This window comes from Streptomyces sp. NPDC002623 (assembly GCF_053592635.1).
In genome coordinates, this window is sequence record NZ_JBSFWB010000007.1 from 161,172 (window position 1) to 184,420 (window position 23,249).

At 70.1% G+C, this 23,249-nt stretch carries 13 protein-coding genes; 6 read left to right on the top strand and 7 right to left on the bottom strand.

Annotated elements, in window-relative coordinates; all coding sequences use genetic code 11:
• Window positions 1–221: 221 nt before the first annotated feature.
• Both ACWD4O_RS15095 and ACWD4O_RS15100 read left to right on the top strand, forming a co-directional pair.
• Window positions 222–1,253, top strand: a complete 1,032-nt coding sequence (locus ACWD4O_RS15095) for a hypothetical protein (RefSeq protein ID WP_451280126.1) — start codon at window positions 222–224, stop codon at window positions 1,251–1,253.
• Window positions 1,254–1,315: 62 nt separating this feature from the next.
• Window positions 1,316–1,945, top strand: coding sequence for an HAD family hydrolase (locus ACWD4O_RS15100; protein ID WP_451280127.1), 630 nt, complete (start codon window positions 1,316–1,318; stop codon window positions 1,943–1,945).
• Here ACWD4O_RS15100 and ACWD4O_RS15105 read toward each other — a convergent pair.
• Entirely contained in the window at window positions 1,942–2,193 is a 252-nt protein-coding gene (locus ACWD4O_RS15105; RefSeq protein ID WP_451280128.1) for a hypothetical protein, read from the bottom strand. The genes ACWD4O_RS15100 and ACWD4O_RS15105 overlap by 4 nt on opposite strands.
• 193 nt (window positions 2,194–2,386) lie before the next feature.
• Here ACWD4O_RS15105 and ACWD4O_RS15110 point away from each other — a divergent pair, with 193 nt between their 5' ends.
• Window positions 2,387–2,770: a cold-shock protein gene (locus tag ACWD4O_RS15110; RefSeq protein ID WP_358803592.1), complete on the top strand. Its 384-nt coding sequence runs from the start codon at window positions 2,387–2,389 to the stop codon at window positions 2,768–2,770.
• Window positions 2,771–2,781: 11 nt separating this feature from the next.
• On the opposite strand, the gene ACWD4O_RS15115 is transcribed toward ACWD4O_RS15110, so the two are convergent.
• The 4 genes from ACWD4O_RS15115 to ACWD4O_RS15130 form a co-directional block, all read right to left on the bottom strand.
• Complete coding sequence (locus ACWD4O_RS15115) at window positions 2,782–3,630, bottom strand: 1,4-dihydroxy-6-naphthoate synthase (RefSeq protein WP_451280129.1); 849 nt, start codon at window positions 3,628–3,630, stop codon at window positions 2,782–2,784.
• Window positions 3,620–4,342: a futalosine hydrolase gene (locus ACWD4O_RS15120; protein WP_451280317.1), complete on the bottom strand. Its 723-nt coding sequence runs from the start codon at window positions 4,340–4,342 to the stop codon at window positions 3,620–3,622. Before ACWD4O_RS15120 ends, ACWD4O_RS15115 begins: the two co-directional genes overlap by 11 nt.
• A 26-nt stretch (window positions 4,343–4,368) precedes the next feature.
• Window positions 4,369–4,884 carry a DUF2771 domain-containing protein gene (locus tag ACWD4O_RS15125; RefSeq protein WP_450948331.1) on the bottom strand — a complete coding sequence of 172 codons (516 nt, stop codon included), beginning with the start codon at window positions 4,882–4,884 and terminating at the stop codon, window positions 4,369–4,371.
• A gap of 146 nt (window positions 4,885–5,030) precedes the next feature.
• Entirely contained in the window at window positions 5,031–6,464 is a 1,434-nt protein-coding gene (locus ACWD4O_RS15130; protein ID WP_451280130.1) for an MFS transporter, read from the bottom strand.
• A gap of 389 nt (window positions 6,465–6,853) precedes the next feature.
• On the opposite strand from ACWD4O_RS15130, the gene ACWD4O_RS15135 reads away from it, so the two are divergent.
• Window positions 6,854–7,780: a DUF3027 domain-containing protein gene (locus ACWD4O_RS15135; RefSeq protein ID WP_451280131.1), complete on the top strand. Its 927-nt coding sequence runs from the start codon at window positions 6,854–6,856 to the stop codon at window positions 7,778–7,780.
• A gap of 538 nt (window positions 7,781–8,318) precedes the next feature.
• Here the strand turns inward: ACWD4O_RS15135 and ACWD4O_RS15140 are convergent.
• Window positions 8,319–11,813: a DNRLRE domain-containing protein gene (locus ACWD4O_RS15140; protein WP_451280132.1), complete on the bottom strand. Its 3,495-nt coding sequence runs from the start codon at window positions 11,811–11,813 to the stop codon at window positions 8,319–8,321.
• A gap of 481 nt (window positions 11,814–12,294) precedes the next feature.
• On the opposite strand from ACWD4O_RS15140, the gene ACWD4O_RS15145 reads away from it, so the two are divergent.
• Window positions 12,295–19,107, top strand: a complete 6,813-nt coding sequence (locus ACWD4O_RS15145; RefSeq protein ID WP_451280133.1) for an RHS repeat-associated core domain-containing protein — start codon at window positions 12,295–12,297, stop codon at window positions 19,105–19,107.
• Between the two features lie 86 nt (window positions 19,108–19,193).
• Here ACWD4O_RS15145 and ACWD4O_RS15150 read toward each other — a convergent pair whose 3' ends face one another.
• Window positions 19,194–19,751 (bottom strand): hypothetical protein, encoded by a 558-nt coding sequence (locus ACWD4O_RS15150; RefSeq protein ID WP_451280134.1) that lies wholly within the window; start codon window positions 19,749–19,751, stop codon window positions 19,194–19,196.
• 295 nt (window positions 19,752–20,046) lie between these two features.
• On the opposite strand from ACWD4O_RS15150, the gene ACWD4O_RS15155 reads away from it, so the two are divergent.
• Entirely contained in the window at window positions 20,047–23,211 is a 3,165-nt protein-coding gene (locus tag ACWD4O_RS15155) for a sacsin N-terminal ATP-binding-like domain-containing protein (protein ID WP_451280135.1), read from the top strand.
• The last annotated feature ends 38 nt before the right edge of the window (window positions 23,212–23,249 follow it).

The following is a 23,249-nucleotide window of genomic DNA, read 5'->3' on the forward strand; positions in this document are numbered from 1 at the left end:
GAGTTGTCCTGGCCGGTCCTTGAGAGGTGACGCCGGACGGGCTGAGTTGTCCTGGCCGGTCCTTGAGAGGTGACGCCGGACGGGCTGAGTTGTCCTGGCCGGTCCTTGAGAGGTGACGCCGGACGGGCTGAGTTGTCCTGACCGGTCCTTGAGAGGTGACGCCGGACGGGCCGTGGTGCCGTGGCCGGTGCCGCAAAGTGAAGAAGCGATAGCGTCTTCCCGTGGGGATCGAGAGCGACCAAGTCGTCTACGAGTATCTGAGCCGTGTCGGGGATGTCGCGCAGCAGCGGCAGTTGTCCTCGGCCACGCGGATGCGGCTCGTCTCCGAGCTGCGCAACGAGATCGACCGGCGTCGGGCGAAGGCGGCCGTCGACTCTCCCGCGGCCGTCCGCCGGATCATCGACCGGCTCGGCAGCCCGGACGACATCGTCGCCGCCGCGGCCGAGCGGGGCCCCGGCGCGCCGGAGGGCCCGGCGCCCTCCGTGCCCGTACAGCGGGACCGTGCGGAGGAGGCGCCGCGGCCGAAGGGGATCCGGCGGGTCGTGCCGCGGCCCCGCTCCGGCACACCGCCGCCCGCCGCCCCCTCCGACGCGGCGTCCTCGCCGCACCGCGCCCCCGCGCACGAGCTGGGCGACTCCCGGGAGTCGCCCGACTGGTGGCTGCACGAGCCGATCCCGTTCGGCCCCGGCGAGGACGTGCACGGGTTCGTCGGCGGCGTGGAGATCCCCGACCTCCTCAAACCTCCCCCGCGCAGAAGGCCCGAGGAGGACGAAGAGGAAGAGGGGGACGGGGCAGAGGACGCGGACTCGGTCGTCGCCGGGGACGGGGACGGGGACGCGGGTGACGAGGAAGCAGGCCGCCCCCGTCGGCGGCTCCGGTTGCCGTGGGGCTCGGGGGAGTCCGGCGGCGAAGGGCGGAGCTGGAGCAATCCCCTGCTCCTGCTCGCCGCCGGCTGTCTCGTCTTCGGCGCGGTGTTCGGGAACTGGTACGGGCTGATCCTGGGGTGGCTCATCGCCTACGCCTCACGTCGGCTGACCGAGCGGGAGACGAAGCTGGCGGTCATGTGGCTGCCGGGGCTCTCGCTCACGGCCGGGCTCGTCTGGCTGTGGGGGCGCTCCGACGGACGCTGGGGCGACCCCATCGCCGAGGGGCGGATGAACGACGCGGTCGCCCAGACCTGGCCGTGGGTGATCCGGGGCGCGGCCGTGGCGTCGGCGCTGTTCCTGGTCTGGCGCTCGCAGAAGCAGCGATAGCGGCGACAGCCGGCGGCGACGGGCGGCGGGGTCACCGGATCGGCGATGGGCAGAATGGGTGCATGACGTCACCCGTGCTCACCGTCGGCTTCGACCTCGACATGACCCTGATCGACTCCCGGCCCGGCATCCGCGCCACCTATCTGGCGCTGGCCGAGCGGACGGGGACGTACATCGACGCCGATGCGGTCGTCACCCGGCTCGGTCCGCCGCCGGAGACCGAACTGGCGTACTGGTATCCGGCCGATCAGGTCGCGGCCATGGCCGACCTCTACCGCTCGCTGTACCCGGAGCACGGCGTCACCGGCGCGACCGCGCTGCCCGGCGCCCGGGAGGCGATCGCGGCCGTGCAGGCGGTCGGCGGGCGGGCCATCGTCGTCACCGCCAAGCACCAGCCCAACGCGAAGCTGCAGGTGGAGCATGTGCGCCTCGGCGCCGACGAGGTCATCGGCGACCTGTGGGCCGAGCAGAAGGCGCAGGCCCTGCGCGAGCACGCCGCGAGCGTCTACGTCGGCGACCACGTGGGGGACGTCCGCGGCGCCCGCGCCGCCGGGGCGCTGTCGGTCACCGTGCCGACCGGGCCGTGCGACGCGGAGGAACTGCGGACGGAAGGTGCGGATGTCGTGCTCACCGACCTCACCGAATTCCCCGCCTGGCTCCACGCCCACCTCGCGGAGCGCCCGGTTGACTAACCCATGGCACCCCTCGCCTGACGTCGGCCGGCGGCGATCGAACGCAGGACGCCCGCGCCCGCGATCAGGAAACCGACGCCCATGAGCATGCTCAGTCCGAACATGTACGTCGGAAAAGGCGTCGTGCCGAAGAACAGCGGGGCGACCGTGACGAGTGTGGCCACGGCGCCGACGAAGAAGACGATGGCACCGGCACGGATCAGTCGGTCACCGGGAGCGGCGGAATTCGTTTGGGTTTTGTCACGCACCGGACCAGGGTAGTTCCCAGCCCTGAGGAACAACCGGGGGACGTCTTGTCACCGGCCCGAAGACCATTAGCCTTGGTACCGGCGGGTCATGGACGACCCGCCCAAGTGCTGTCAACAGCCGTTCCAGTGCTGTTTTTGAAGCATCCGAAGTATCCGAAGCAGTTTTCCGACGAGTACGAGGACGAGGACAGACGTGCCTACCGGCAAGGTCAAGTGGTTCAACAGCGAGAAGGGCTTCGGCTTTCTCTCCCGCGACGACGGCGGTGACGTCTTCGTACATTCCTCGGTCCTCCCTGCCGGAGTCGAGGCACTGAAGCCGGGCCAGCGAGTGGAGTTCGGCGTCGTCGCCGGACAGCGCGGTGACCAGGCGCTCTCCGTCGTCATTCTGGACCCGACCCCGTCGGTCGCCGCCGCCCAGCGCAAGAAGCCCGACGAACTGGCCTCCATCGTCCAGGATCTGACCACCCTCCTCGAGAACATCACGCCGATGCTCGAGAAGGGCCGCTACCCGGAGAAGAACTCCGGCAAGAAGATCGCCGGTCTACTGCGCGCGGTCGCCGACCAGTTGGACGTCTGAGCCGGAAACTCCTACGGGAAATCGAGTGCGCCGGGGCCGAGGGGCGGCAACAGTCCCTCGGCCGCCGCGCGAGTCAGCAGTCCGCGTACCGCCGCATAGCCGTCCTCGCCCAGGTCGGCCGTGAACTCGTTGACGTACAGGCCGATGTGCTGGTCGGCGACGGCCGGGTCCATTTCCTGGGCGTGCGCCATCACATACGGGCGGGACGCCTCGGGGTCGTCCCAGGCGGCGCGCACCGAGGCGCGGATCGAGTCGGCGAGCCGGGTCAGGGACTCCGTGCCCAGCGAGCGCTTCGCGATGATCGCGCCCAGCGGGATCGGCAGTCCGGTCGTGGACTCCCAGTGCTCGCCCATGTCCGCGAGCTTGTGCAGCCCGTAGCCGCCGTAGGTGAAGCGGGCCTCGTGGATGACCAGCCCCGCGTCGACCTTGCCGTCCCGTACGGCCGGCATGATCTCGTGGAACGGCAGGACGACGATCTCGCCGAACCCGCCGGGGAGGGTGTCCGCCGCCCAGAGGCGGAACAGCAGGTACGCGGTCGACGTCTCGCTCGGCACGGCGACCGTGCGGCCGGTGAGGTCGACCCCGGCCTCCCGGGTGAGCACCAGCGGGCCGCAGCCCCGGCCCAGCGCGCCCCCGCACGGCAGCAGCGCGTACTCGTCGAGGACGTACGGCAGCACGGCGTACGACACCTTCAGCGCGTCGGACTCGCCTCGCTGGGCCATGCCGTTGGTGATGTCGATGTCCGCGAAGGTCACCTCCAGCGCGGGCGCGTCCGGGACGCGGCCATGGGCGAGGGCGTCGAAGACGAAGGTGTCGTTCGGGCAGGGGGAGTACGCGATCTGCACGGTCTCAGCGCTCATCCGGGTCATCTGGGCCATGTGGGTTCCAACTCGTGAAGACGGGCGTGAGCTTCCCGAAACCGGTCGTCAGGGCCGTCAGCGCCTCGCCGATGCGCCAGGCGGCGCGGTCGCGCGGGCCGACGGGGTTGGAGACCGCGCGGATCTCCAGCACGGGCACCCCGTGCGCGGCGGCCGCCTCGGCGACCCCGAAGCCCTCCATCGCCTCGGCCAGGGCGCGCGGATGCCGCTCGCGCAGGGCGGCGGCCCGGGCGGCGGTGCCGGTGACCGTGGAGACGGTCAGGACGACCCCGGCGCGGGCCCCGGCAGCGGCCGCGGACTCCCGTACGAGGGACTCGGGCGGACGATGGGTGACGGCGCCGAAGCCCAGCTCGGTGACCGGCAGGAAGCCGTCGGCGGTCTCGGCGCCCAGGTCGGCTGCGGTGATCTCGTCGGCCACGACCAGGGAGCCGACGGGGGCGTCGGGCGCGAAGCCGCCCGCGATGCCCGCCGAGACGACGAGGTCGTAGGGGGCGCCCGCCAGCGCGGCGGCCGTCAGGGCGGCGGAGACGGAGGCGGCGGCCAGGGCCGGGCCGACTCCCGCGGCGAGCAGGTCGTACGTCTCCCCGGCGCGGTGCAGCGTCACGCCCGGCAGCCGGGTCTCCGTCACCGGTTCCTGCGGGCACGCCCGTGCCACCGCGTCCCGCTCGGCGGGGACCGCGGTGGCCACGAGGATGCGTGTCACGCGGATGCGGGACGTGGTCAGTCGTCCTTCTTGAGCTTGAAGGACCACAGGCCGGTCGCCGCCTGGCTGTCCTTCTTGCCGTCGCCCGCCTTGATGGTGACGAGCGTGGAGTCGCCCTGCGCGCCGTACTGGGCGTTGAAGAAGACGCTGCCCGGGATCGTCCGGTACGTCTTGTCGCTGTCCTCGGTGAGCGGCTGACCGTTCATCAGGATCGTCCAGCGCTTGTCGGCCACGTCGGGGTCGACGCCGAAGCGGACGGTCTCGTCCGGGTCGACGCTGATGGACTTGATGTCCTTGTCCGCGAGGCACTTGGTCAGCGCCGCGGCCTGCAGCGCCTCGCCCTCGCCGCCGCAGGTGGCCTCGGAGCTGACCGAGGAGCGGCCGACGGTGATCGTGGACAGGGGGGTCGGCTTGTCGCAGGCCGACAGGACGAGCAGGCCGGCGGAGACGGCGCCGGCGGCGGCGACGGCGCGGCGGCGTCGTACAACGCCGTGTACATCGGCGGCTCCGCCGCGGGGCAGCATCGAGGTCATGGCCGAAGGCTATCGGGCGCCCGCGGTCGGCTCTTTACGTGGGGTGCGGCGTGGCTGTGTGTTACGCCACGCGCCACGCCGAGTGCTACGCCGAGCGCCGCGCCAAGAGCTACGCCAAGAGCTACGCCGAGTGCTCCGCGATGCGCTCACACCACCCGGGATTTCGCGCCGCCCCCGTGCCGTACCGAGGACAGCAGCCCGCGGACCGTGGACAGCCAGCCCAGCGCGACCACCGCGGCGGCCACCGACAGGCCCAGCGTGCCGTTCAGCGGCATGACGATGCCGACCGCGCCGCCGAACACCCAGCACACCTGCAGAATCGTCTCCGAGCGGGCGAACGCCGAGGTGCGCACCAGCTCCGGCACGTCCCGCTGGATCAGCGCGTCCAGGGACAGCTTGGCCAGCGCCTGCGAGAACCCGGCGATCGCCGCCATGCACGCCACCAGGAACGCCCCGAAGAAGACGGCGGCTATGAGCACGGCGCCCAGCACGACCGCCACCACCGTCACGATGATCAGCTCCGGGGCCTTGGAGCGCAGCCAGGCGCCCACCGAGGTGCCCAGCGCGTTGCCCACGCCCGCCGAGACGGCCACCATGCCCAGCGACACCGCCGCGCTCTGCCCGGTCAGCGGGTGCTCGCGCAGCAGGAACGCCAGGAAGAACGTCAGGAACCCGGACAACCAGCGCAGGGCGGCGTTGGCGCCCAGCGCGTGGGTGACGGCGATGCCGACGGTCCGCAGGCCCGGCCGCTTCACCGGCCGGCGGTGCGGGCCGTGCAGATGCTGCTCGTCGGCGGCGAGCAGCGCCACGTCCTCGCCCTTGGCGGAGTCGACCTTGCCCGGCAGCGAGAACGACAGGAACGCACCGGCCATGAAGATCACGAAGGCGCCGTAGAGCGGATAGCGCGGGCCGAGTGCCTGCAGTCCGGCCCCGATGGGCGCGGCGACGCCGGTGGCGAGGAGGCCGCCGAGCGTGACCCGTGAGTTGGCCTTGACGAGGGAGAACCCGGTCGGCAGCAGCCGGGGCACGACGGCGCTTCTGACCACCCCGTACGCCTTGGAGGCGACGAGCACGCCCAGCGCGGCCGGATACAGCTCGATGCTGCCCGTGGCGACCGCGCCCGACAGGATCAGCGCCAGCAGCGCCCGGGCGAGCATCGACCCGGCCATGGCGGCGCGCCGCCCGTGCGGGAGCCGGTCGAGCAGGGGGCCGATCACGGGGGCGAGGACGGTGAAGGGGGCCATGGTGATGGCGAGGTAGAGCGCGACGCGGCCGCGGGCCTCGTCGGTGGGCACGGAGAAGAACACCGTCGAGGCGAGGGCGACCGTGATCATCACATCGCCCGCGCCGTTCACACCGTGCAGCTCGATCAGCTTGCCGAGGCCGGACTCGCCGGCGCCGTGCGCATGGGTGGCCTTGCGGATCCCGCGGGCGGTGCCGGTGAACGGGAGGTGCAGGGCGCGTCCGACCGCGCGGACGGACCCGCTCATCCGGCCCGAACCGCTCACCCGGCTCCTCCCCTTGTTCCCCTTCGTCGCACCGATCCCGGTGGCGCCCTGGGGTGTCCTTGCGGCTGCCACCCCGTCATAGTGCCCCGAGAAAGCTGTGCGTAGTGCGGTTACCGCGCGTATGGCCGTGTGATCGTCGGCGCGCCGGGCCGGTTCGCAGGGAGTTCGGGGGCCTGCGGGCAGGCTTTCCCGGGCTCCCGCGGGCCGCTCGCGGACTTCTGGTGGGCGCTAAACGTCCCGTCGGTGTAGGCCGAGCGTCCGCGAGCAGGTAGCGTGCGTAGCGCGCCGTGGCGATCGTTCTCGGCCGCGCGCCTCCCGGCCATCCCGCAGAATGGATGACAGCAGGTGCGCCCGAGCGCGATCGGGCGCGGACGTCGACGCGGCCCAACGGTCCGCTCCGTCCGCACCCGCCGCCTTCAGGCCGGCGCACCGAGAGACGGCGTAGGAGAGAAGCGATACCTGTGAGCGCAGCGACCACGCGAAGCCGCACCCCCGACCGCCTGTGCGCCGAGGCCGTCGACCTCGCACGTACCGCAGCCGAGGAGGCAGCCGCCCCCGGTGTGGTCGGCGAGCACGTAGGCCTGCTCTCCGAGGGCGACCGCGTGGTCACCCACTACTTCGAGTGCAAGGAACTGGGCTACCGGGGCTGGCGCTGGGCGGCGACGGTGGCGCGGGCCTCCCGCGCGAAGATCGTCACGCTGGACGAGGTGGTCCTGCTCCCCGGTCCCGACGCGGTCCTGGCGCCCGAGTGGGTCCCGTGGAGCGAGCGGCTGCGCCCCGGCGACATGGGCCCGGGCGACCTGCTCCCCACGGACGCGGAGGATCTCCGCCTGGAGCCCGGCTACACCGGTGAGGACGAGCCGCCGCCGAACTCGCTCGTCTCCGCGGAGATGGCCGAGCTCGCGGAGGCGGAGGACGCGGAGGTGACCCCGGCCGCGCCGGCCGAGCTCGCGGCCTCGCCGGTCCGGGGCACGATCGCCGCGGTGGCCCAGGAGCTGGGCCTGCGCAGAGCCCGGGTCCTGTCCCGCTACGGCCTGCACACCGCCGCCGACCGCTGGGAGGAGGGCTTCGGCTCCCAGACGCCCATGGCCCAGGCGGCCCCGGCGTCCTGTGTGAGCTGCGGCTTCCTCACTCCCATCGGCGGCTCCCTGGGCCAGGCCTTCGGCGTCTGCGCCAACGAGTTCTCGCCGGCCGACGGCCGTGTGGTCTCCCTGTCGTACGGCTGCGGCGGCCACTCGGAGGCGGCGATCATGCCGACGCCCCCGCGGCCCGCCCCGCCGGTGGTCGACGAGACCCGCGTGGACCCCTTCCCGCTCCGCCCGGCCCCGGACTCGGGCTCGGTCCCGACGGCGACGGACGAGGACACGGCGGAGCTGGGGCACTCCTAGGGCAGGCTTCCGCTCGATGTGACGAAGGTCTCATTTTTTTGGCGGGCCTTGCCGGAAGAGAGATGCCCCCGTGTGTCGGCAAGGCGTGAGCGTCGCGAGGCTCAGGATTCCAGCGGAAGGGAAGGCTGTTCCGCAACTGGCCCAAGGTATGTGTACTGAGTGGACCGAACGACGTCCACGGAGTCCAGGCGCTGACGGAAAGCCGATGTGGACGTTGCTGTCGCCGCGAGCCCGGACGGTCGCGCACCGCGTGTTTGGCACATGCGTCGACCAAAAGTGTCGCGTCATGTTCCCTGGGGCGACTCTCGTTCTGACGACGCCGCCGAGGCGCAGCCGGGCACATGCCGGGCTGAGGGGGCCTGAAGGCATGGTCGCAGCCGTCGCAGTTTCGGAGGGGCGTCGGGTGTGTCCGGGGCGGTAGTTGAGCGTTCGGTTGTGCGTCGGGACGTCGCCGTGGGTCGTGTCGGACGCATTCGCCGGGGCGCGCGAAGAGGGACGGGCTTGGCCCGCCCCTCTTGCTTGGTTCCCCTTGACTGTTTCAGCCGATGGCGATTCGGGTTTTCCAGTAGCTCGCTGTCTCAATAACCTCTGTGCCCGAGCCCGAAAGGGCCGTGCGGCTGCCGACGTAGAACCGCACGGTGCCATTCGTGTGGACGGTCCAGATGTCAGGGATGGAGTCGCCGTTGGCGTCCGGCGTGCCGATGAGCAGGTAGATGTTGCCGCTGCCCCAGCCCGTGCCGCCGTAGATGCCGTCCGCGCCGTCGGCGGAGTTGGCGGCGGCGGCCAGGGAGTTCAGGTCGGTGCCGCCGCCGCTCGCCTTGATGCCCTTGCGGGAGAGAAGCCGGCCAGAGACGTCGGTGCGGTACACCATGTCCGTCACTCCGTCGCCGGAGAAGTCGCCTACGAAGACGATGTCCCGCTCGGTCCAGGCGGAACTGGACAGCCGGATCGCCTGGTAGATGGTGGCGCCGTGGTACCCGGTGAAGGCCCACAGCGCGTCACCGGCGGTGGCGAAGAAGTCCGTGCGCCCGTCCCCGGTGGCATCGCCCGCCGAGACGATCTGGGTGAGGGAGGCGGGGCTCGGCGCGTTGGGCGGGAGCAGGATTTCCACCCGCTTGTCGATGTTGACCGCGCCGTAGCCGTCGCCCGGGTACACCCACAGCTTGTCGCCGAGGCGTACGACCAGGTCCTGCAGGCCGTCACCGCCGTAGATGTCGCCGTTGTGAGCGATCAGCGCACCCTTGAAGTGTCCGGAGGGTGGGGCAACGAACGGTGGCAGGTCGTCTCCGTTCGGGTCCTTCTCGGGGTTGGCCCGATAGGCGCCGGGCATCGAGTAGGCGAGGTCGCCGGTGCCCTTGGCGAGGTCGGTCGTGGCCTGGGAGGGATAGAGGGCGAGGTTGCCCTCCGCGGTGACCACCATCAGGTCGGCAAGCTTGTCCCCGGTGAAGTCGCCAGGGGCGTCGGCCTGGTCGCGCGGGCTGACGTAGAAGAAGTACTTCGTCGGCTGCGACGGGTTGCCCGCGGCGTCGACGGCCCGGATGTAGAGCACATTGGGCCCGGCAGACGGCGGTGTGAGACTGGGGACAACGGTGGTACGGGTGGTCGCGGACCCTTCGGGGCGGCGGATGCTTCCGGTGTAGGTAGGTGAGTTGAAGCCCCACTCGTACCGCACGACGTCCGTGTTGAGAGCGCGGAACAAGAATGTTCCGCCCGTGCCGAACTTCACGGTGGACCAGTTGGCGTCCTCGGCGTCGTTACCGAAGCCGTTCTCGCTGCCGTCGGCGTTGGGGAAGTCCCAAGAGATGACCTTCGGTGGCTTGGGCGCCGTGGTGTCGAGGATGAAACGGCAGGGTGTCTTGACCGGTGTGTACGACGAGGAGGCACCGGCGTCGTCGACGGCCCGCACGCGCCACGAGTAGATCGCGCCGTTGGTGAGTTTGCTGGTGGGGAAGCCGGCCGTGGTGCGCAGCGCGGTGTCCTTGTCGCCGCCGACCGAGACCTTGCCGGTGGAGCCCAGCAGGTCACCCGTGGTGTCCCACTTTCCGTTCACCCACAGGTCGAAGTCGAGGTAGTCGAGGTTCTTGTCCTTGTCGGACCCCCGCGCGCTGAACGTCAGGTTTCCCGAGCCCATGCGGGCGTACGGCTCGGTGGTGGTGCACTTGCCCTCGGGACCGAGGTCCAGCGAGTTGGAGTCGATGGTCGGCTTGCGGTTGTACACCAGCTCCAGCACGGGCGCGTTGTCGCCGTTGGCCTGGAACTTCTTCCACGAGTACTGCGAGTTCTCGTCTCTGGCCCGCATGCCGAAGGTGATGCTGTCCTTTCCCTCGTCGGCGCGCTTCTGCGCGGCCCCTCGCACGTCGAAGGTCTCGTACGCGTCCCGGCACCCGGACTTGTAGCCGTGTGCGAAGCTCTTGGTCGCGAACTTGTTGCCGTCGCTCAGCTTGGGCGCGTTCTTCCAGTTGGTGTGCCCGTCGACCGATCCCGTGAGGTGCACACTCATCGACCGTGCGCCGCACGACCAGGAGTACGTCTCCAGCACGCGCAGCTTCGCACTCGTGATCTTCGTGCCCTTGAGATCCTTGTCGAAGGCGATGTTGAAGTACGAGCGCGAGGTGCCCCATGTGTCCGACTCAAAGCCGACGCGGGCCTCGTGCGTACCGCCCTTGTTGAAGCCCTTGCCGTTGTAGAACGTGGCGTTGGGGTGCCGGCTGTACGCGGTGGTCCAGTTCTGAGTGTGCTTCTTCACCGATGGGTCGACGAAGACGGGGTACTTGGTGGCCGGGTCGTTCAGGAACTCCTGGTTCGGCGTGAGTAGCCAGTTCGCGCCGGACAGGTCGACCTCGACCAGTTCACCGCGCGAGTCCGGCGAGGGGCCGTCGAGCCCGGACAGGCCGAACGTCGCCGAAGAACCGGTCTGCGAGGGTGCGGGCGTCGGCTCGGCCGGCGCGGACGGCAACGGCGACTCCGAAACCGTCGGGGCGGGGCCGTCGGCGGCCGGCGGAAGAGTCTCGGGGTGGGTGTCGCCCTGCTCGTCGGTCTCGATCAGTTCCTCGGTCGTGCTCGGACTGTCGCTCGGCGAATCGGGCGCCGACGTGCTGGGCTCCGGGCTCTCCGACGCCGTCGGCTGAGCGCTGGCACCGACCTCGCCGTCGGTCACCGCCGGGGAACCAGTGCTGTCCCACATCAGCGGGGTCGGCGAGATCGCCACCTCGTTGCCGTACGCGTTCTCCGCGCTGAGTACGCTCGTGACCGGGTCCAGGCGGAAGGTCAGGTCCGCGGACGTGATGCCGTACGACAGCTGCTGCGCGCGTGGATCGGCCGCGGCCTGTCGGTTCTTGAGGACGAGTAGCTGGGCGAAGCCGTCGTCGTCTGCCGTCAGCACCAGGTCGGCACCCGGGAATATCTCCGGGTACAGCGCCCGGGACCCGTCGATGATCGGGGTGGGGACCGCGCCCGGCCAGGTCAGCTGAATGTCGTAGCCGTCGACGGTGAGGGTGACCAGGGGGCTCGCGTCCGCGGCGGCCGTTCGCGCACCCTTGACGAGGGAGGCGCGGCGCACACCGAAGCCGGCGCGGGAGGCGTGCTCCTCGCCGTCATGGGCAGCCTTCGACCCGCCCGTCCTCGAGCCCGCCGAGAACACAATCCGCGCGTTCGTGGCATTGGGCTCCCAGCCTCTGTCCGTGCGGTGCAGGTCATAGTCGATGGGCTTCCACTCGCCGCCCACCTTGGCCCGGATCGGTGAGGAGTACAGCTTCTTCGCCATCTGGCCGTCGGGCCGTGCCCACGTGGTGGACCGTGCCGTGCGCGCCGCCGTGACCTCGACGGACTTCCCGGTCTTGGCGGCCCGCGTGAGCGCGGCGGCCTCACTCACCGGCTTCGTCTTCCCGTCCCCGCTCGACCCGCCGCGCGAGCCGGGCTCATCCAGGCCGAGGCCGATGAAGGTGATGCCGGTGGCGGCAAGTGCCGCGGTGAGTACTGCGGCCGTGGTCCGTCTGCCGGGCACACGATGCCAGTTGCGCTCCTTGCGCGTCATCGGGCGAGTTCCCCTTCCCCCCTTGGAACCGGCGGGACAGGCCTCGCCGGGCGAGCCGATGATGACCTATGAGCGGGCTGTCGTCACGCTTCGCAGCCGATGGAGTGGAATGAACGGATCAAGCAGCTCGGCCGTAAAGGAGGTCGGGTCGTCCGGCCGGTGATCGCCGCGCCCGTCGGGGGAGTTGAGTGCGAAGTGGTGCAAAGTATCCCTCAACTCCTCTGACTCGATGCCCATTTGCCAGGGGAACCGGCGAATCAAGCGATTGATCGCGGATGGACGCCACTTTCCCGTACCTCCGGTAGATGCGGGTCTGTGCTTCACCACCCACTATCGAGCGTTACACACCGTGACTGTCATCACATCCATACAGGCGATCTAGCGGAACTTCACAAGACCGTCACAGAATCACCGGCATCTGATACGTCATCACGCGTGGTCCGTTCCTGGCCCGCCTCGAGTGGTCCGGGGGGACCTCGCCGTGTTCGGTCGCTACTCGAATGTCCGCCGTCGCCGCCTGCGCGGAGTCGTCGTGCCCGCCATCGGCGCGGTCCTGCTCGTGGGCCTCCTGCCCGCGCAGTCCCTGGCTTTGCCACCCGACCCGTCCGTCGCTGAGAAGGGACGCGAGACCCTCGACCTGGAGATGCTCGAACAGGACAAGACCGTCACGGGCGAGGTCTTCGAGCGGGACCTGGAGTCTCTGAAGGCCGAGGTCCCCGAGGATCTGCAAGAGGCCCCGGCAGGTACGGCGACGGCCCCGGCCCCCGCTACCGGCTCGCTCAGCTTCGACTCGACGACGAGCGCGACCCAGGCCTCGGACCGTGCGGGCGCGACAGCCCGGCAGGTCGCCGTCACTCCCGTCGAAAACCTCCCCGTCAGCCTCGGTCAGGCCCCGGACCAGGCAGCCCCGACCGGTACCTGGAGCGTCCAGGTCTACGACCGCGCCGCCGCCGTTTCCCAGGGCGTCGACGGCGCCGTCGTCAAGGTCCAGGCCCCTGCGACCGGCTCCGTACCGATCTCGGTCAAGCTCGACTATGCCGAGTTCAAGAACCTCTACGGTGCCGACTGGGCCTCCCGGCTGCGCTTCGTCCAGTTTCCCGAGTGCTATCTGACCACGCCCGACGTCGAGGCGTGCCAGGAGTACGAGGAACTGGAGACCACCAACGACACCAAGACCCAGTCGATCACGGCGACGGTCGACACGGCGGCGGACGGCACGGTGACCCCGGCCGCGGCGGCCGAGGTGGCCAGGTCCGGCGGTCCGACCGTCGCCCAGGCCGCGTACCGCACGTCGATGCCCTCTTCCGCCACACAGGTCGCCGCGACCGGTGACAGCGCGGTCGTCGGCGCAGTGGACTCGGGCGGCGGCGCGGGCGGAACCTTCAAGGCGACGCCTCTGGTCTCCAACGGCAAGTGGGAGGCGGGCGGTCCCTCCGGCGCGTTCACCTGGTCGTACCCCCTGACGATTCCGGCGGCCCCAGCCGGCCCGGTTCCCGGTGTCGCCTTCACCTACAACTCCCAGTCGGTGGACGGGCGTACCGCCATCGCCTCGCCCCAGTCCTCCTGGATCGGCGAGGGCTGGGACTACGACCCTGGCCACATCGAGCGCCGCTACCGGACCTGCCAGGACGACCGCAAGAAGCTGAACTCCGGCACGCCCAACAACACCGCCAAGAAGGACAAGACGTCCGACCTGTGTTGGACGTCCTACAACGCGGTGATGTCCCTCATGGGCAAGACCACCGAACTGGTGCGGGACGCGGCGGCCGGCAGCAACCCTGAGACCGACACCGAGATCTACCGTCCCACCCAGGACGACGGCACCCGTGTCGAGCGCAGGACCGGCGGCAGCAACGGCGACAACAACGGCGAGTACTGGGTCGTCACCACCATGGACGGCACGAAGTATTACTACGGCCTGAACCAGGTCGGCGGTGGTCACGCCGACACGAACTCCGTCTCCGCCGTCCCTGTCTTCGGCAACCACCCGGGCGAGCCCTGCCACGCTGACGCGTTCGCCGACTCGCGTTGCGGGTCGGGCAAGAAGCAGGCCTGGCGCTGGGGTCTGGACAAGGTCGTCGATATACACGGCAATGCGATGGTGGTGAGCTGGAAGCAGGAGTCGAATTACTACGCGGTGAAGAAGAAGTTCAAGTCACCGGAGCAGTACGACCGCTTCGCCTACCCAACGACTATCGAGTACGGCATGCGCTCGGACCTCACCAAGCCGTCGGCGACGATCGAGTTCGGGGTGAAGCAGCGCTGCCTGAAGTCGGAAGCGGCCTGTAACGCGGACAACTTCAACAACACCGACGACCCGGCCGCGTACCGCCCCTGGTGGGACACACCCGGGAACCTGAACTGTAAATCCTCCTCGAAGCTCTGCCCGCCCTTTCCCAGCTTCTGGACGCAGATGCGCCTGGACACAGTGACGACGAAGGGCGCCCGCACCGGCCAGACGGGGCTCGGCAAAGTGGACACCTATGAGCTGCACCAGTCGTTCCCGGAGGACTGGTACGACACCTCCCCGGGCCTGTGGCTGAACTCGATCACCCGGCGCGGCTTCGCCCCCGGGGACACCACCGGCACACTCCAGCACAAGGACGGCGTCAGCTTCGCCGAATACTCCGTGGGCTCCACCTCGCCGCTGCGCACCCGCCTTCAGGACCGCCAGTTGCCGAACCTGGTCCTCGCAGGCCCGAACGACCAGCGCCCCGCCTTCACCCGGCCCCGCATCGGTACCGTCGCCACGGAGTACGGCGGCGACATCGAGGTCGAGTACACGGGCGGCTGCGCCACCGAACCGGCCGAGGACAAGGGCAAGAACAACAGCACCTGCTACCCGGTCCGCTGGTCCCCGGACGGTGACGAGAAGACACCGGCGAAATCCTGGTTCAACAAATACGTCGTCCACTCCGTGACCGAGACCGACAAGGTCACCTCGCACGGCAAGCCGGTCGTCACCAAGTACGCCTATACCGGCCCAGCCTGGTCCAAGAGCGTCGACGAGTTCACCCGACCCGCCCTGCAGACCTACAGCGACTGGCGCGGCTACCGTCAGGTGGCCGTGAGCAAGGGCAGCAAGTCCACATCGCAGCAGGGCGACCCGCAGTCCCAGTCGTACTCCGTGACGCGCTACTTCCAGGGCGTCGGCGGTGCGGTCAAGGACTCCACCGGTACCTACACGCTGGTGGACGACGACGCTCAGCAGTACACGGGCCTGACCGCCGAGTCGATCACCTACCTCGATTCCGACAAGAAGATCCAGAAGCGCGTCCTGTACTACCCCTGGTCGAAGCAGACCGCTTCCCGCGCCCGCGAAGCCGAGACCGGCACCGACCTCGAACCACTGCTGGCCCACCGCGCCGCCATCAAGCGCACGGACGAGATCCAGACGGTCGATACGAGCTGGCGTGCCGTACGCACACTCTCCTCCTTCGAGGACACCTACGGACTGCCCTACCAGGTCGAGACGGCCGTGGTGAAGCCGAGCGGCTCCGGCGGCGAGACACTCTCGGACCAGACCTGCACCAAGAAGTCGTACGTTCACAACACCTCGGCCTGGCTCATCGGCCTGACCAAGGAACAGCGCACCACCGGCACCTCCTGCGCGAACTACGACTCCGCCGACCCGGCCACACAGCTCAAGTCCGCGGTGCGGTACAGCTACGACAAGCTGGACTACGGGGCCACCCCGACGAACGGCGACGTCACCTCGACAGCCACGATCGACGGCGCCGGCACCTCTTACTCGAAGGTCGTCACGACGACCTACGACGACCTGGGCCGCAAGCGCTACGTCACCGCGCCCGGTGAGGGCACAACCGAGACCCAGTACGTTCCGGCGGACGGCGGCCCGGTCACCTCGATCAAGGCGATCAACGCCATGGGGCACGCCACCACCACGACCTTCGACCCCGGCCGCAGCCTGGCACTCACGGTCACCGACCCCAACGGCCGAGTCCTGAGGACCGAGTACGACGCGCTCGGACGTTCGGTCAAGGGCTGGTCGGCGTCCCGGTCGTCCGGCGGAAAGTCCGCGGACGTCCTGATCGAATACCAGAGCGCCATCGCCACCTCCGAGAAGACGCGTCCGGCGGCGGTCACCGTCAGGACCCTCAAGGACGACGGCACCTACAACAAGCACGTCACGATCTACGACGGCCTGATGCGTCAGGTCCAGACCCAGGAAGAGGCCCACGGCCCCGGCCGGATCGTCACCGACACCTCGTACGACGACCACGGACTCGTCGACGAGCAGACCGCCGGGTACCTCGCCAAGGGCGATCCCGCGGTGGAGCTGTTCACCCCGAAGTCGACCGCGTCGATCCCGAGCTGGACCAAGACCCGCTACGACGGTCTGGAGCGGCCCGTCCGCAACTCGATCTACTTCGACGGCGACTACCGGTACGCCACGTACACCAGCTACTCCGACACCAGTACCTACGTGGACCCGGTCGGCGGGACCGCCCCCCGAACCCGGACCTACACCGACGCCCTCGGCCGGATCACCTCGGTCAAGCACTACAGCCGGGACGACTCCGCGAGCGACGCCGGGCGCACGACGGCTTACGAGTACGACGCCCGCGGCAACCGCACCAAGGTCACCGACCCGGCCGGCAACAACTGGTCGTACACCTACGACGCTCGCGGCCGCCTCACCTCCGCCACCGACCCGGACACCGGCAAGACGGAGACCTGGTACGACGCCGCCGACCGCCCCAACAAGACGACCAACTCCCGAGGGAAGACGACCTACACCGAGTACGACAACCTGGGCCGGCCCACCAAGATCCGCGAGGGATCCGAGACAGCCACCCCCACCAAGGAGTTCACCTACGACTCCCTGCCCGGCGCACTCGGCAAGCAGGTGGCCTCCCTCCGGCACACCGCGAACGGCGACTACATCAACCGGGTCACCGGCTACGACACCGAATACCGTGTCACCAGCCGGGAGACGGTCATCCCCGCCAACACCATGACCACGGGCTTCGCCGGCACCTACCCCTACACGTACACCTACACTCCGGTCACCGGACAGCCGCTGTCGTACACCATGCCCGCCGTCGGTGGACTCGCCGCCGAGAAGGTCGTCACCCGCTACAACAGTGATGGTCTCGCCGAGTCCACCTCAGGAAGAGCCTGGTACACGTCCGACGTCACCTACTCGCCCTTCGGCGAGCCGCTGCGCACGGTCTCCGGCTCCCAGCCTGCCCGGGTGTGGACGACCAACTTCGTCGACCCGCACACCGGACGCCTTCAGCGCACGGTCGCCGACCGCGAGACCGCGAGCCCGCACCGCATCAGCGACAGCTACTACTCGTACGACCCCTCCGGCACCATTACGTCGAACGCCCGTAGCCTGACCGAGGCCTCGGGCACGACCTGGGACACCCAGTGCTTCACCTACGACGCCATGGGCGAGATGGTGAACGCCTGGACGTCGAAGATCACCCCCGACGGCAAGGCCACCGGCTGCAAGGCGGCGAATGGCACGACGTGGGGCCACCGCACCGACTACGAGACCTCGACCGGCCCGGTGGCCGACGCCCCCGACGCCTCGACGGACGTCTCGAGCCCGGACACCTCGCTGACGTCGACCCTGACCGCAGCCGCGCCCGATGCGGCCACCGTCGCCACGGGCACCACCGCCTACCGCCAGTCCTTCACCTTCGACTGGCTCGGCAACCGCGCCGCGATGACGGAGCACGACCCCGCGGACCCGGCCAAGAACATCGGCTACAGCTACGGCTACGACAGCAAGCAGCCCCACACGGTCGACTGGATCAGCTCCAGCCCTACCGGCAAGGGCAGCTCCTACACCTACGACGCGGCCGGCAACACCGAGGCCCGCTCCCTGTCGGGCACCACGCAGGACCTGACCTGGACCCAGGAGAACCGACTCGACACGATCACGGACGACGGCACGAAGACGACGTACGTCTACGACGCCGACGGCAACCGGATTCTGGAGAACTCCCCGTCGGGCTCGACCCTGTACCTCGGCGAGACCGAGGTGACGACGAACGCGAGCGGGGCGATCACCAAGGCCTCCCGGGCCTACGCCCAGTCCGGCGCCCCGACGGTGATCCGCAGCACGGCCAACGGCGCGACCACCGGCCACAAGCTCTACGTCATGCTCGCCGACCACCTCGGCACGGCCGACACCGCGGTCGAACTCGCCGGCACCCAGCCGGTGGCACGCCGCGCCTACAAGCCGTACGGCGAGATCCGCGGCACGAAGCCGTCCAGCTGGCCGAACAAGCGCGGCTACCTCGGCGTCGGCATCGACGACGCGGCGACCGGCCTGACCCACATCGGCGCCCGCGAGTACGACCAGGCATCCGGCCGCTTCCTCTCCGCCGACCCGATCACCGACATCGCCGACCCGCTTCAGATGAACGGGTACGCGTACGCCAACAACAGCCCGGTCAGCAAGTCCGACCCGACCGGTCTCGCCCCGATCCTGATCCCGGGCAAAGCCATCGGCGGTGGTGGCGGAGGGGGTAGTTCCACCCCCACTCCCAAGCTGACGCAGGGGAAGGTCGGCGGCAACACGGTGATCTACGACGAATACGGGATCGGGCACGTCATCGGTGGTACGGGCGACAACGACCGCGCGAAGCTCGCTCTGAAGTACCTGAACGACGACCTCAGGGCGGCAGGTCTCTACACCGACGGTTCCAACAACGGGACCGGTGAGATTTGGCTGTCGCAGAACGACGACCGGAGGACCTTGCTTGTGGGTAAGGGGACGTTCACGGACAAGGACGGAAAGCTACGGTTCAACGGAACGACGTCCGACTTCATCAAGGTAACTTACGAGAACGGAAAGATCGTAGATGTGATCGACATGGATGCGACGGGTACCGAGGACCCGAAGAAGGAACTCGGTAAAATCAAAGGAGATATCGAGGGCAAGATGGATCCGAGCAGGAAGGGGCAAACAAATAACGTTATCTATGTCACCGCAAGTGAGGCCCAAGCCAATATGGTCGCCAACAAGTACGCCAACGACCCTCGTGTCCGGGTGATTCATCCAGGCAGCGGTTTCGACTCGGGCAGGGTGTTCAGTGCTGTGACCGGCAAGGTGAACGCATCGCGAGTCAGTCCGAGGATTCGTGGCCGCATCTTCGGCGTCGCAGGATCACTGATGCCCTTCGCGCAGAGCAACAGTTACGTCCGTAGCTTCGGCTTCGGGGGCGGATTGTTGGAGATGGGTAAGGACTTCTTCGATCCCTTCGGCTTCCATGAGGCCGTGGAACCTTCGGACAAGGTGAACCCGCCGATCTAGACCGCGCCAGAGCATTCCTGAACCTCGAGTGCGCCCCCGCGGAACAGTAGATTCCGCGGGGGCACGCCTGTGTGCACGGCAGGCGCTCAGTACGGAGCCATCACCAGATCGCCGATCACCGTGAGGCCGACCTGAGCCGCGAGCCACGGTGCGCGTTCGGCCTCGATCTGTTTGACATGGACAAAAACCGTGTGATCGGTCGAGGGCTCCTTCAGTTCGAGATCGCGGACATTCACGCATAGCGTCACGAATGCGCCCCTGGTGCCGCCCTCGCCCAGGCCCACCTCAGGGGCCTCGGGCCAGCCCGCGAAGTCCCACCGCACCGTGGCTGGGCTGTCGCCCACCGCGTTGAGAAACGGCGTCACGGTCTCCGGTGGCATGGCCCAGGCCCGCAGCCAGATGGGGAGGTGCTCCGACGGATCGTCTCCCTTCGTGGATGAGCCTCCTACGTCTCCTGGTACCCCCCAATCAATATCCGGCAGCAATTCCAGCAGTGCTGAAAGAGTTTGCGTCGAGGAGACTTGTGCCTCGAAATCGACTTCGAGTTCTTCGAGGTCGGCGATCCCGAGCAACCGCTCGACAATTCGCAACCCCTCCGAGAGATCCGCTGTTCTAAGGATGGGCTGCGCATACGAGTTGGACATGGGAGTATTCTGCCACTTGCATGCCTTCTGCCGCTGGGTCGCCTGAGTGCCGGCTGCACAGTCGTTATGGCCGCGAAAAACGATCACCAAGCGTCGCGGACCCGTGGCGCGCGGTGCGGGGCGCGGTCCCTAACTACGCAGCACTCGACTGAACGGGATTCGAACTGCGCTGTTTCGTCGCGGTTCGGTCCGTGCCCGCTGTGCATCGTGGCGGCATCAGGCGCCCAGGGCTCCTGGAACACGGCACTCTTCCGTGAGGGGTACCTTCGTCCTCACGCCGATGAGGAGAGTGAACGTGAGCAAGTTCGTGCGGCCGGCGCCTGAGGGCGCGGACCCCTTCGGCACGGCCCGCCTGCGCCGCGGGGTCCTGGACGCCTGGGCCACGAGCCCCGCCCGGTTCCGGGAGGACGCCAACGCCGAGGAGGACCTGGTCCTCGGGGGGTACCGGGACCGGCTCGTCGTCGAGCTCGCGCAGAACGCCGCCGACGCCGCGGCCAGGGGCGGGGTGCCGGGGCGGCTGCGGCTCACCCTCCGCGACGGAGTCCTGGTCGCCGCCAACACCGGCGCGCCGCTGGACGCCGCCGGCGTCGAGTCCCTCGCCACGCTCCGCGCCTCCGCCAAGCGGGAGAGCCGGCAGCGCGACGGCGAGCAGCCGGCGGTGGCCGTCGGACGGTTCGGCGTCGGGTTCGCCGCCGTCATCGCCGTCACCGACGAGCCGGCCGTCGTCGGACGGCACGGCGGCGTCCGCTGGGACCTGGCGGAGGCCCGCGATCTCGCCTCCGACACCGCCCGGCACAGCCCCGGCCTCGGCGACGAGATCCGGCGGCGGGACGGGCATGTGCCCCTGCTCCGGCTGCCCTTCGCCGCCCAGGGCACCGCCCCCGACCCGTACGACACGGCCGTCATCCTGCCCCTGCGCGACACCGCGGCCGCCGACCTCGCGGAGCGGCTCCTCGGCGCCGTGGACGACGCCCTTCTCCTCGCCCTGCCGGGCCTGGAGGAGGTCGTGATCGAGATCGGCGACGACGCTCCCCGTACCCTGAGCCGCTTCGCCGACGGCCCGCTGACCGTCGTCGCGGACACCCGGGAGGGGACCACCCGCTGGCGGACGGTCGCCGCCCACGGGGCTCTCGCCCCCGAGCTGCTGGCCGACCGGCCGGTGGAGGAGCGGCTGCGGCCGCACTGGTCGGTCACCTGGGCCGTGCCCGTCGACGACGACGGCTCGCCCGCCCGGCCCCGCACCACGCCCGTCGTGCACGCCCCCACCCCCAGCGACGAGCCGCTCGGCGTGCCCGCGCTGCTCATCGGCTCCTTCCCGCTCGACACCACCCGCCGGCACGCCGCCCCCGGGCCGCTGACCGACCATCTGGTGCAGCGCGCGGCGGACGCCTACGCCCAACTCCTCGCCGACTGGCGGCCGGTGGGCCCCGGGATCATCGACCTGGTGCCCGGACCGCTGGGGAAGGGCGAGCTGGACGGGTCGCTGCGGCAGGCGATCCTGGAGCGGCTGCCGCGCACCGCCTTCCTGCCGCCCGCCGTCGAGCCCGTCAAGGACGAGGACGCGGGCGACGAGGGCGTCGAGCTGCCCGAGGCGCTCCGGCCGCGTGACGCCGAGGTCGTCGAGGGCGCGGGCGCCGACACCGTGCGGGTGCTGGCCGAGGTGCTGCCGACGCTGCTGCCCGCCGGGCTGGAGCGGCGCGTCGAGCTGCGCACGCTGGGCGTCGCCCGGATCCCGCTCGCGGACGCCGTGGACCGGCTGGCCGGTCTGGAGAAGGACCCCAACTGGTGGTACCGGCTCTACGACAGCCTGGCCGGGGTCGACCCCGACCGGCTCTCCGGGCTGCCGGTGCCGCTCGCCGACGGGCGGACCACCATCGGTCCGCGCCAGGTGCTGCTGCCCACCCCGGACGCGGCCGGCCTCGACCCGGAGATCCTGGCCCGCCTCGGCCTCAAGGTCGCCCACCAGGACGCCGCGCACCCCCTGCTGGAGAAGCTCGGCGCGCTGCCCGCCACCCCCCGCGCGGTCCTGACCACCCCGCAGGTGCGGGCCGCCGTCGCGGCCTCCCTGGACGACGACCGCGGGGCCTGGGACGACCAGGACGCGCCGGACGCCGAGGAACTCGCCGACACCGTGCTCGCGCTCGTCCGCGGCGCGGCCCTGGAGCCCGGCGACGAGCCGTGGCTGGGCGCGCTCGCCCTGCCCGACGAGGAGGGCGAGCTGGTCCCGGCCGGGGAACTGGTCCTGCCCGGCAGCCCGTTCGCCTCCGTCATCCGGGAAGACGAACTCGCCTTCGTCGACGCCGAGTTGGCGGACAAATGGGGCGAACGGCCGCTGGCGGCCTGCGGTGTTCTCGCCAACTTCGCGCTCGTCCGCGCCACGGACGTCGTCCTCGACCCGGACGAACTGGAGCCGCGGGACGGGGACTTCGCCGAGCCGGACGACGCGGGGCTGCTGGACGCCGTCGACGTGTGGTGCGAGGACATCCTCGACCGCTTCCCCGACAGCCCGGTGCCGCCCGTCGCCACCGAGCTGGTCGCCGTCCGCGATCTCGACCTCGTCGACGAGGACCGCTGGCCGCAGGCCCTCGCGCTGCTCGCCCGGCCGCCGCTGCGCGACGCCCTCACCCAGCCCGTCCGCATCCTCCTCCCCGACGGCACCCACGAGATCGTCCGGCCGTACACGGCCTGGTGGCTGCGCGGGAACCCGGTCCTCGACGGCCGCCGCCCCGCCGGTCTGCTGGCCGCCGGCGGCGACCCGCTCCTGCACGGCCTGTACGAGGAGGCCGACGCCACCGGCTTCGACGACGAGCAGGTGCTGCGCGCCCTCGGCGTGCGGACCTCCGTCGCCGCGCTCCTCGACGAGCCCGGCGGCGCCGCCGAACTCCTCGACCGGCTCGCCGACCCCGACCGGCCCGTCGGCACCGCCCAACTGCACGGTCTGTACGGCGCGTTGGCCGAGCTGGACCCCGATCAGGTGACCCTGCCGGACGAGCTGCGGGCCGTCGTCGACGGGCGGGCCGAGGTGGTGGACGCGGCGGACGCCGTCGTCGTCGACTCACCCGACCTGCTGCCGTTCACGGACGGCGTCCCGCTGCTGCCCGTGCCGCCGTCCCGGGCCGCCGAACTGGCCGAGCTGTTCCAGGTGCGGCGGCTGAGCGAGTCCGTGACGGGAGGCGTCGACTCCGACGGCGTCGAGCACGACGTGCCCGAGTCGGTGCGGGTGCTGCTCGGGCCGCGCACGCCCGACACCTACGTCGAGCACGACGAGCTCGTCGTCGACGGCGTGGAGATCGACTGGCGGCTGACCGGTGACGGCGTCCTGCACGCGGCCACCGTGGAGGGCGTCGCCGCCGGGCTCGCCTGGGCGGCGCGGCAGTGGCCGCGCCGGTTCGAGGTCGCGGCCCTGCTGGAGGACCCGTCACGGACCGGGGAACTGGCCCGCGACCGCTGGTTCGACTGATCGGACGAAGGAACCCGTCCGATCGGCCGGAGAGCCCG

Coding starts and splice junctions, on each gene's coding strand:
- ACWD4O_RS15100 (WP_451280127.1), top strand. CDS start 1,316: ATGACGTCACCCGTGCTCACCGTCGGCTTCGACCTCGACATGACCCTG.
- ACWD4O_RS15115 (WP_451280129.1), bottom strand. CDS start 3,630: ATGAGCGCTGAGACCGTGCAGATCGCGTACTCCCCCTGCCCGAACGAC.
- ACWD4O_RS15125 (WP_450948331.1), bottom strand. CDS start 4,884: ATGACCTCGATGCTGCCCCGCGGCGGAGCCGCCGATGTACACGGCGTT.
- ACWD4O_RS15140 (WP_451280132.1), bottom strand. CDS start 11,813: ATGACGCGCAAGGAGCGCAACTGGCATCGTGTGCCCGGCAGACGGACC.
- ACWD4O_RS15150 (WP_451280134.1), bottom strand. CDS start 19,751: ATGTCCAACTCGTATGCGCAGCCCATCCTTAGAACAGCGGATCTCTCG.